8 protein-coding genes are annotated in these 10,068 nt (G+C 58.5%); 6 read left to right on the top strand and 2 right to left on the bottom strand.

The genetic code is table 11. From position 1 onward, the window contains the following. From H1Y01_RS06465 to H1Y01_RS06455, 3 genes are all read left to right on the top strand, one after another. The coding region (locus tag H1Y01_RS06465) for an Ig-like domain-containing protein (protein ID WP_180539622.1) at positions 1 to 1,046 on the top strand (1,046 nt) is incomplete at its 5' end. A gap of 449 nt (positions 1,047 to 1,495) precedes the next feature. Beyond that, positions 1,496 to 2,383, top strand: a complete 888-nt coding sequence (locus tag H1Y01_RS06460; RefSeq protein WP_180539621.1) for a hypothetical protein — start codon at positions 1,496 to 1,498, stop codon at positions 2,381 to 2,383. A 41-nt stretch (positions 2,384 to 2,424) separates the two neighbouring features. Continuing rightward, on the top strand, positions 2,425 to 4,815 hold the full coding sequence (locus H1Y01_RS06455) for a YncE family protein (RefSeq protein ID WP_180539620.1): 2,391 nt from the start codon (positions 2,425 to 2,427) through the stop codon (positions 4,813 to 4,815). 105 nt (positions 4,816 to 4,920) lie between these two features. Here H1Y01_RS06455 and H1Y01_RS06450 read toward each other — a convergent pair whose 3' ends face one another. Together H1Y01_RS06450 and H1Y01_RS06445 are read right to left on the bottom strand one after the other, a co-directional pair. Continuing rightward, positions 4,921 to 5,304: a hypothetical protein gene (locus H1Y01_RS06450; RefSeq protein ID WP_180539619.1), complete on the bottom strand. Its 384-nt coding sequence runs from the start codon at positions 5,302 to 5,304 to the stop codon at positions 4,921 to 4,923. Positions 5,305 to 5,413: 109 nt separating this feature from the next. After that, positions 5,414 to 6,445: a VWA domain-containing protein gene (locus H1Y01_RS06445; protein WP_180539618.1), complete on the bottom strand. Its 1,032-nt coding sequence runs from the start codon at positions 6,443 to 6,445 to the stop codon at positions 5,414 to 5,416. An 81-nt stretch (positions 6,446 to 6,526) separates the two neighbouring features. On the opposite strand from H1Y01_RS06445, the gene ald reads away from it, so the two are divergent. From ald to H1Y01_RS06430, 3 genes are all read left to right on the top strand, one after another. Next, a complete protein-coding gene (ald, locus tag H1Y01_RS06440) occupies positions 6,527 to 7,651 on the top strand; it encodes an alanine dehydrogenase (protein ID WP_180539617.1) in 1,125 nt (374 codons plus the stop codon). Then, positions 7,648 to 8,820, top strand: coding sequence for an acyl-CoA dehydrogenase (locus tag H1Y01_RS06435; RefSeq protein ID WP_219341330.1), 1,173 nt, complete (start codon positions 7,648 to 7,650; stop codon positions 8,818 to 8,820). The genes ald and H1Y01_RS06435 overlap by 4 nt, the downstream gene beginning before the upstream one ends. A 522-nt stretch (positions 8,821 to 9,342) precedes the next feature. Further along, the coding region (locus tag H1Y01_RS06430) for an alpha/beta fold hydrolase (protein ID WP_180539616.1) at positions 9,343 to 10,068 on the top strand (726 nt) is incomplete at its 3' end.

The raw sequence follows: 10,068 nt of genomic DNA, 5'->3' as shown, positions 1-10,068 counted from the left end.
GCGGGACTCCGACGGGGACCGTTACGTTTTCGCAGAATGGTCACGTAATCGGATCTCCCGCCGCGGTGACATCACGGCAAGCCTCCATCAGCACCAGTTTTTCCGCGCCGGGTACTTACTCGATCACCGCCGTGTATTCGGGAGACGCGAACTTCTCTTCCGCGACATCGCAAGCTTTGAGCCAGACGGTCAACACGGCATCTACGACGACAACGATCACGACTTCCGGATCGCCGGCGAACCTGGGCAGTCCGGTCACGTTTACGGCCACCATTCATCCCTCCAGCGGTAGCATCCCGAATGGTGAAACGGTCACCTTCAAAGGTGGAACGACGGTAATTGGATCGGGTGTAACCGCATCAGGAATCGCTACGTTCACTACATCCTCACTCGCCGTGGGAACGCAATCCATTACCGCCAGTTATGGCGGGGATACGGACTACTCGGCGAGCACATCCGCGCCGATTTCGCAGACGATCTCGAAGAACACAACCACGACGACGGTAACGTCGAACGCGAACCCATCCAGCTATGACCGGTCTATTACTCTAACCGCGACCGTATCTTCCCCTGGCGCCACGCCCACCGGCACAGTAACTTTCAAGAATGGGACGGCGGTAATCGGCCAGGCAACCCTCGCTAGCGGGACCGGCGCTCTGACGACGGCTACGCTTCCGGTAGGTACCAACTCGATTACGGTTATCTACGGCGGCGACGGGCTGTCAAACAGCAGCACTTCGGCGGTATTCGCCCAAACGGTGAACCTGGCTTCGACGACGACGGCGATCGTTTCCTCATTGAATCCCTCGAAATCGGGGGCATCGGTAAGGTTCACCGCGACGGTTACTGCTAGCAACGGAATCCCCACGGGCGCCGTTACGTTTACGCAGGGCGCCACGACCCTGGGCACCGTCACTCTGGCAGGCGGAAATGCCGGACTTACAACCGCGGCGCTGCCCTCAGGTTCGGACGTTGTTACCGCGACTTACACCGGAACAGTCAGTTTCGCCGCTAGTTCCGGGACGATCACCCAGACGGTCAATTAGGTTCAGCTTCTGGAAACGCTCCGGATCACTTAGCTACCGCGATCTGATGGCCGCGATCGCGGAACGCCGCATCGCTTTGGCGCGGCAACTGAATGACACGCCGCTTTGTTCTTCCGCGCGGATTTCCTCTTGTCGAGCCGCGCGGATTCAAAAGAGAGGAACGCGGCTCTTCGAAGACATATGAAATGCAGCTTCTAGAGTCGAGTGCGAGCGGGCGATTTCCTGAATAAACCGGTTTCGGTCATGGAAAGAGAATCCTCGGGTCTCATTCTGGAACGTTGCGCAAAGCAGTGGAGACGATTACTTAGGCGCTCTTACACAGAGTCAGATGTCTGTTCCCTCCGCGATCGTACTTGTATGACTAAGCGTGGTGGGCAAGGACCGAACTCCGTGGCGAGCGGGGCACGATTCGGGGCACGATCAGTTCTTTGGAATTCGAAGGAAGCGAATTGAAACTACTACCGTTCATACTAATCTGCGCATCTCTTGCGTCTGTATCAGGGCAGAGAGCGTCGGCACAAAGCTATACTTTTCAAACTCTCCAGTACCCTGGTGCGGTTCAGACTTACGCGCAAGGTATCAACGCCAGCGGCGTTGTGGTCGGTTACTATCTTGATACCTCCGGTTCCGCTCACGGCTTTTACTACAGTGCCGGCACATATGCGGCGATCGAATACCCGAATAGTTCCGATACCTGGGTCTATGGAATCGATTCCAATAAAGTAGTTGTGGGAGCGGCTCATATTGTCCGGGGCACAGTACCGGTCACCGTCGCTTTCGTCAAACAGCCCGGGGGCTCGTTCTCTCAGTTTTCCGCTGCAGGAAAGCTACTGACGGTTGGCCAGGCTCTAAACAACTCCGGCACGATCATCGGATATCTGCAAAAAGGGGAACAGTCCAGCGCCGTGTACAGCGGCTTCGAACAACAGTCCAGCGGCACAACAACCATCGCGGTCAGCGGTCAGGCAGACACCTGGGCGATGAGCATCAACGATGCAGGCGCGATTGCAGGTTATGCCGGCACGGGAATCGTGTATACGGATCCAGTGGTTGGCTTCGTTCTATCGGGTTCGCAAACAACGACCTACTCGTACCCCGGCGCCTTGCAGACGTACTTCACCGGAATAAATAACAAGAACCAGATCGTAGGCTATTACGCGAATTCCGATGGTTCGAAGAATGGCTTCACTTTCGCGGGAAACGTCTTTACCGCTTTTAGCAATCCAGCAGGGATTGCCACATTCCCACAGGGCATAAACGCTTCCGGCGCGGTCGTCGGATATTTTTGCCTTTCCGATTCTTCAACCGCGGGCTTTATAGCCACGCCCACAAATTAATTGACCAGCCCTTGCACTCCCTTCGAAACAGAGAGGTTCCTATGTACTTCCGATTAACGCCCCACTGGGTGACGCGAGCCGCGGCGCTGTCCGTTCTGTTCGCGCTGCCGTTGATGACTCAAAACAAAGGCAACTCGTATGTCAACTTCGAGGCGGCTCTCACCAGCCCGATTCGCCTTTCGCCGGATGGCACCCGCCTGTTTGCCGTCAACAATCCGAACGGAACCCTTTCTGTTTTCGATGCTTCCACCAATCCGTTACAACCATCGCTGAGTGCGGAGATTCCAGTGGGGGTCGAGCCGGTCTCGGTGAATCCGCGAACCAACGATGAGGTCTGGGTAGTGAACCAGGAGTCCAATTCGGTTAGTATTGTTTCGGTTTCTCAACGCATTGTCGTGGACACCCTGCAGTGCAACGCCGAACCGTCTGACGTTGTATTCGCCGGTCAATATGCGTTTGTGAGCGAGGCCAGAAATAACTTCATCGCGGTTTTCGATGCCGTCACGCACGCGCTTGTAAAGCAGATCGCCGTATTCGGCGGCGGGCCAAGGGCGATGACAGTGAGCCCGGACGGCTCCACGGTATACGCCGCGTTCGCCTTGTCGGGCAACGGCACGACCATCATCTCCGCTGGATTTGCGCCGCCTCCGCCGCCGCCATTAAACCCGGACTTACCGCCCGCTCCCGCGCAGGGCGTGATCATCCAGTGGAACGACCCGGCCTGGTCGAAGAACATTCAATACACCATGCCGGACAACGACGTCGTCGCGATTAATGCATCCACGCTCGCTATTAACGGCTATTTTTCGGGAGTGGGCACCATCAATCTCGGCCTCGCCGTGCAGCCCTCGACCGGCAACCTGTACGTCACCAACACCGACGCGTTGAACCTGGTCCGTTTTGTAACGAACCTGGACGGACACTTTGTCAACAATCGCGTTTCGAAGATCACGCCGTCGGGAACCGTAACTGCCTATGATCTAAATCCGACTCTTGATTACACCAGCTTGCCCGACCCCGCCTCGGTGGCTATCGCGTTGGCCCAGCCGGCCGGAATCGTTTTTGACGGCGCGGGACAAAATATGTATATCGCGGCATTCGGCACGGATCGGGTAGCTTACGTGGATCCCAACGGGAATGTTCTGAACCGCATCGAAATCGACCCGGGAGCCGTCGGGCCGATCGTTAGTCCCGTTTCGAAGCGCGGTCCGCGGGGGCTCGCCATCAATCCGGTAAACAACGTCCTTTACGTCCATAACAGGATTTCCAATACAATCAGCGTGATTAATACCAGCACTAACACCGTTGTTACCGAGATCGCGACAGGCTCGAATGATCCTACTCCGCTGCCGGTACAGGCAGGCCGCGGGTTCCTTTACGACGCGAAGCTGTCGGGCAATGGGTCGGCTTCCTGCGCATCTTGTCACATCGACGGCGAATCGGATCACCTTACCTGGGATTTGGGCGATCCGACCGGTACTATGTTCCCCGTTACGCTGAACACCGGCGCGACGTTCGAAGAGCATCCGATGAAGGGTCCGATGAACACCTTGACGATGCGCGGTCTAGCCAATGAGCAGCCGTATCACTGGCGCGGCGATAAGCCTGAATTTTCCGATTTCAATGTGGCTTTCCAAGGGTTGATGGGCGGGACGCAGCTTTCCTCGAACGATATGACCGCCTTTACCAACTTCGCCAATACCATCACCTGGATGCCGAACCCTAACCAGAACCTGGATCGCACTTATCCAACGAGTCTTGAAGGCGGCAATGCGCAACTCGGACAATCCCAATTTGTAACCACGGGGGGAATGGGTCAAGGCACTTCTTGCAATAGCTGCCATACCGCTACGAACTTCGGATCCAACAACGAGCTGTTCGTCCTGCAGACTGAAGTACAACCTTTCAAATCTACCTTGTTGCGCGCAACTTACCAAAAACAGTTGTTCAACAAGAGCGGTCCCACCATCGATGGTTTCGGGATCCTGCACGATGGCTCCGAAGAAAACATCCACACTTTCCTGGCCGGGAGCTTTTTCCCGACTCTAAAGGGTAAGACCGCGACCCAGAATAATATAGCGGCATTCAACCTGTCGATCGATACGGGAACAGCGCCGGCGGTCGGCTTCGGATTTACGCTCACGGCAGCAAACGCCGGTAACTCCCAAATAACCACGGAGTGGTCCACGCTCGAAAGTCAGGCGGCTGCACAGAGCGCCGATCTAGTCGCCCATGGCACGGTGAACGGCGTCGTTTCAGGCTTACTCTACTCGCCCTCGACCAACCTGTACACCCAGCAGCCGACAGGCACGACGTATTCGCACGCGCAAATCCTGGCTCTTGTAGACGCCGGCGATACGTTGACTGTCATGGGCGTGCCGCTCGGTTCCGGTACCCGAATCGCCGGCCCCGCAAAGCGCCGGGTAAAATAGCTTTACCTCTCAGCGATTTGTACCGACTGTCCCGACTTCGCTTTGCGTGGTCGGGACACGTTGTAGCCCTACCGCAACAAAGATGCCCAGAGTACTTCCAGCTGATCAAATCGATGGTAGCGCCCGAAGCTGAGAATCCAGCTCTTTGCCCGACCGGACAACGAGGGACGGCAATGCTTCGATATCGTCGGAGGAAGTTCGAAAATTGACGATACAGGCACGCAGCGCGAACTTTCCGTCGATCCCTGCATTCGAGAGGTAGACTTCGGCAGTGCGCTGAAGCAGCCCGCCCGCTGTCTCGCCTTCCTGCGGCAGCCGCCGTTCGCCGCCCAAGGCTTCGCGAACCGCGACAGGGGACTCAGCAGGGTTCACCGGCCTTGCCGCAATCGAGTCAAGGAAATCGGCAATTCGATCGACAAGTTGATACCCGGTTTCCCGGAATTCGTCCGATCCCATGGCAAGCGGCGCAAGCCGATTCGTACGCTTCAACCAATCACTCATTCTCATCACCTGTAGAAGCTTCATGTTGTGACCTCCCACAAGGCGCAACCTATTTTTGTCCCTTTAGAAGGTGAAACCAGAGCTCCGCGAGCTGTTGTTAGTGCCCCACCGGGTTGATAGGCTTCCGGTAGTAACCCGCTCGCGCAAGAACTTTCCACTCCTGCGGCCTCAGCGCGCCATCGGGAGCAAGCGCTACCTTCACCTTACAAAAGGTTCCTGGCGGCTTCTCATCGGTCGGGCGGTATCCGACGGTATATCGCGAACGCAGATCGTCGATAAGTTCGGTCAAGCGCTCGTCGACTCGCTTCCCACTCAGGCCGATCGCTTCGCCGCCGGTGAGTTCCGCGTACTTGTGCGCGTCTCCGGGCGGATAAGAATGCCGGAACGGCGCTTCAAAGGCCATCAACGGCCCTACCCATCCCATCACGAGAGCGCTGCGCTCCAACAGCGGCGCCACAACCGTTCCTGACTCATGAAGACTGCGGATCGCTTCGCTTTCGGTGTGAACCGGGCGAGTGTCCCCGTCGTGCGAATACCTGGAGTGCATCGGTACATTGGGTAAGTTGTCCGTAAGCCAGATGACCACGCGACGACCCGACGGAGAGCCGGATTTGTTCAGCAGATCGGCCGCTTCCCAAACGGCTTCGTTGAAGAATGCGCCTCCAGGCTGGTGCTCGCCGGCGGCGCGCCCGATCGCGGCAGCCGTGTGATCGCGGTTGGTGGTGAATCCATCGATCACCCGTCCGTGCGCCGCGTACACCATCACGGCGACTTCATCCGCGGGCTTCAAGTGCGAGAGAGCCGATCGCGCGCCCTCGGCCAACCGTTTGAGGACGGCTCGCGAGGAGTCGGTCATATCGAAGAGCATGACGATCGACATCGGCAACTCGTCGCGGCTGAAGAAGGAGACGGTCTGGGGTTTGCCATCCTCGAAAACCTCGAGATCCGCGCGGCGAAGTGACTTGGTCGACGTCGCCGTTTTCGGATGCACGACTTGGACGTCCAGCAGGACAAGCTCGGAGGTGGTGCGGAACACCGGCGTGCTGTCTTCCGCGGCCGAGGCGGCCAGAGTTGTGCAACAAAACACGGCGGCACACGCGCATGCCCGGTTGATGAAACGCTTTTCCATTCTTTGAACCTTAACGAATGGACGTCCCTCAGCGTTCGCGGAATTCGTTCGTTGCCTCCTCAGGTTGATAAACTCGGAGCCATGATCATTGGCGTTCCAAAAGAAGTCAAGGACCATGAAGCACGTGTGGCTCTAGTGCCCAGCGGAGTAACCGCTCTACGCGAGGCCGGTCACCAGATTCTGGTTCAAACAAAGGCGGGCGCGGGAAGCGCGCTGCCCGATGAAGATTATGCCGAGGCGGGTGCAACCATCGTCGCCGAGGCCGCGGATGTCTGGCGGCGAGCCGACATCGTCGTCAAGGTGAAGGAGCCGCAGGAATCCGAATATGCGCACCTGCGGCCCGGACTGACGCTGTTCACTTACCTGCATTTGGCGCCGTTGCGAGCTTTGACCGATCGGCTGCTGGCATCGCAGACGACAGGGATCGCGTACGAGACGATCGTCGAAAAGGATGGGTCGCTGCCCTTGCTCACGCCGATGAGCGAGGTGGCCGGACGCATGTCGGCCCAGGTCGGCGCGCAGTATCTGGAAGCGCCGAATGGCGGGCGCGGCGTGCTGCTGGGCGGCGTTCCGGGGGTGGCTCCGGCGAATGTGGTGATCCTGGGCGGCGGCGTCGTGGGGACGAACGCGGCGAAGATTGCGCTCGGTATGGGCGCCCGCGTGAGCATCATCGATCGGAATTTGAACCGGCTTCGCGAGCTGGACGATATCTTCGGCGGACGGCTGCGCACGCTGGCTTCGAACACGTGGACGATCACGGAAACGGTGCGGCATGCGGATCTGGTGATCGGCGCGGTGCTGATCCCGGGCGCGTCGGCGCCGCGGCTGGTGCGGCGTTCGATGATCGCGAACATGCGGCGCGGATCGGTGGTGGTGGATGTCGCGATCGATCAGGGCGGCTGCTTTGAAACGAGTCACCCCACGACGCATACGGATCCGATTTACTTTGTCGACGGCGTGCTGCATTACTGCGTGTCGAACATGCCGGCGGCGGTGGCGAATACTTCGACACTGGCTTTGACTAATGCGACGTTTCCTTATTTGATGTCGCTAGCGAACCGCGGTGTGGAACGCGCGATAGACGAGCAGCCGGGCTTGCGCGCGGGAGTTAATACTTATGCGGGACACATTACTTACCCCGCGGTGGCGCAGTCGCAGGGGCGTACTTATCGGGAGTTGTCGGATGTGATGGGAGTACACGCATGATAGCTACGGCTAGTTCAACCGGCGCGGCGCCGGCTTTGACGCATCTGAATGAAGAAGAGCGGATGTTTCGCGCCCAGGTGCGCCAGTTCGCGCGCGAGCAGGTAGCGCCCTATGTGCGCGAGATGGATGAACACTCGAAGTTCCGCCCGGAGTTACTAAAGCAGCTGTTCGATCTCGGTTTGATGGGCATCGAGGTACCGGAGGAGCATGGAGGGCAGGCGGGATCGTTCTTCCAATGCGTGCTGGCGGTCGAAGAGTTATCGGCCGTGGATGCGTCGGCGGGCGTGATTGTAGACGTGCAGAACACGCTGGTGAATAACGCGTTTATTCGCTGGGCGACGGAGGAACAAAAGCGCAGGTATCTGCCGCGCCTTGCGACCGATCAAGTCGGATGCTATGCGTTGTCGGAAGCCGGTTCGGGGTCGGATGCGTTTGCGATGGCAGCTACCGCGACGGAAGACGGCGACTACTATGTCTTGAACGGGCGCAAGCTATGGATCAGCAACGCGGCTGAAGGGCAGATATTTCTGTTGTTCGCCAACGTGAACCCGGCGGCCGGTTACAAAGGAGTAACGGCGTTCTTAGTTGAGCGAAGTTATCCGGGGTTTCAGGTCGGCAAGAAAGAAGATAAGCTCGGGCTGCGTGCTTCGTCGACGTGCGAGTTACTGCTCGATGGCTGCCGCGTGCCGCGCGCGAACGTGCTCGGTGAAGTCGGCAAAGGCTATAAGATCGCGATTGAAACGCTGAACGAAGGACGGATTGGGATTGGCGCGCAGATGATCGGGATCGCGCGCGGAGCCCACGATGCGGCGGTAGCTTACGCGAAACAGCGCAAGCAGTTCGGCAAGACGATCGGCGAGTTCCAGGGTGTGCAGTTTCCGCTGGCTGAGATGGCGACCGAGATCGAAGCCGCGCGGCTGCTGGTCTACAACGCGGCGCGCCTGCGGGATGCGGGACAGCCGTTCGTCACCGAGGCGGCGATGGCGAAGTACTTCTCGAGCGTGATGGCGGAGAAGGCGGCGTCGCTGGCGATCGAGACTTTCGGCGGCATCGGGATCACGAAGGAGTGCCCGGCCGAGAAGTTCTACCGCGATGTGAAGATCGGGCGGATTTATGAGGGTACGAGTAACATGCAGCTGATGACTATTGGTAAGAAGCTATTTAGTTAGCGTTGCGCTCGCGTGACCTGGGGGTTGATGGCACTTACCTGAGTCGCGTCAGGGACGACTTGCCGCGGCACCTTTCATGCTTTGTTCGACACGCGACGCTCGGATCTGTGAGCCACAAAACCGCTGAGTAGCGGAATCGACGCACAGAAGAGGGCCCCGGCTAATGCTGCTGTCTGTACATCGAAAGGCGAGAATAGCAACGCGAATTGCCGCCGATTTGCTGCGGCTGTTAGCGTAGCGCCGCCAATCATTCCACCTGTTAGCAGGACGCCAAGGAGGAGTGGCACAGCAGGCAGTGCCAAGGCAAGCGAGGGAGTGCCAAGGCAAGCGCCAACTGTTAATGGCACACCGGTCGCTCTGGCTCGCGTTAGCGAGGCGCCATCGAATAGCATCCGAATGGCCCGGTCGTCTGAACCTCCTGTCTTTCGGATTGCCATAATCAAGCATGGCGGTGACGCGCGAACTGCGTCAATGGAGCGAAAGGTGGATTTGGACTATTACTGTGGTACCTAGTCAAAGACAATGATCACCACGCTACCCACCACGATCCTCGGCGAAGGCTTGCCCATCATTCTCTTACACGCCTTCCCGGTGGACGGCCGCATGTGGCTCGATCAAGCCCGCGCACTTAGCGACCAATTCCAGGTCATCGTGCCGGATCAGCGCGGGTTCGGGAAAGCCCGGCACTTAGCCGAAGGCCTCCATGAGATATCCATCGACCAGGCAGCCGACGATATCGCTGAACTCCTCACCGAGCTGAACATCGACAAAGCCTTCATCGGCGGCATTTCGCGCGGCGGTTACACCTCGCTGGCGTTTGCGCGCCGCCATCCCGAACGCCTGCTCGGACTTATGTTGTTCGACACGCGCGCCACGCCTGCGGATGAGAAGGAACGCCAGAACTATGAGGCCATGTGCATGCGTCTGGCGACCGAGGGCATGGGCTTCGTTCCGGAATCCATGAAGCCCCGAATTTTCGGCCCGACCGCGCTCGCGCACCGTCCCGAACTTATCCGACAAGTTGAGGAATGGATCTTGGATCAGGAGCCTCAGCCCGTCGCGGCCGCCGCTCGCGGAATGGTGAGCCGCCCCGATGCACGTCCCTCCCTACCTTCGCTAACGTTCCCCGTCCTGGCAGTAGCCGGCGCTGAAGACGGAGCTTACAACGCCACCAAATCAATTGCGGAGGCGATCCCGAACGCCCATTTCGTAGAGATCCCGCAAGCCGGACACTTATGCAATCTCGAG

The sequence above is a fragment of the Nevskia soli genome (assembly GCF_903970205.1).
Taxonomy (GTDB): Bacteria; Acidobacteriota; Terriglobia; order Bryobacterales; family Bryobacteraceae; genus Bog-113.
The sequence above is the reverse complement of the archived record's forward strand: the minus strand, read 5'-3'. Positions and strand labels throughout refer to the sequence as shown.

Excerpts from the sequence above, each read along its gene's own strand:
- H1Y01_RS06435 (WP_219341330.1), top strand. The coding sequence starts at position 7,648 with ATGATAGCTACGGCTAGTTCAACCGGCGCGGCGCCGGCTTTGACGCAT.
- H1Y01_RS06445 (WP_180539618.1), bottom strand. The coding sequence starts at position 6,445 with ATGGAAAAGCGTTTCATCAACCGGGCATGCGCGTGTGCCGCCGTGTTT.
- H1Y01_RS06455 (WP_180539620.1), top strand. The coding sequence starts at position 2,425 with ATGTACTTCCGATTAACGCCCCACTGGGTGACGCGAGCCGCGGCGCTG.
- ald (WP_180539617.1), top strand. The coding sequence starts at position 6,527 with ATGATCATTGGCGTTCCAAAAGAAGTCAAGGACCATGAAGCACGTGTG.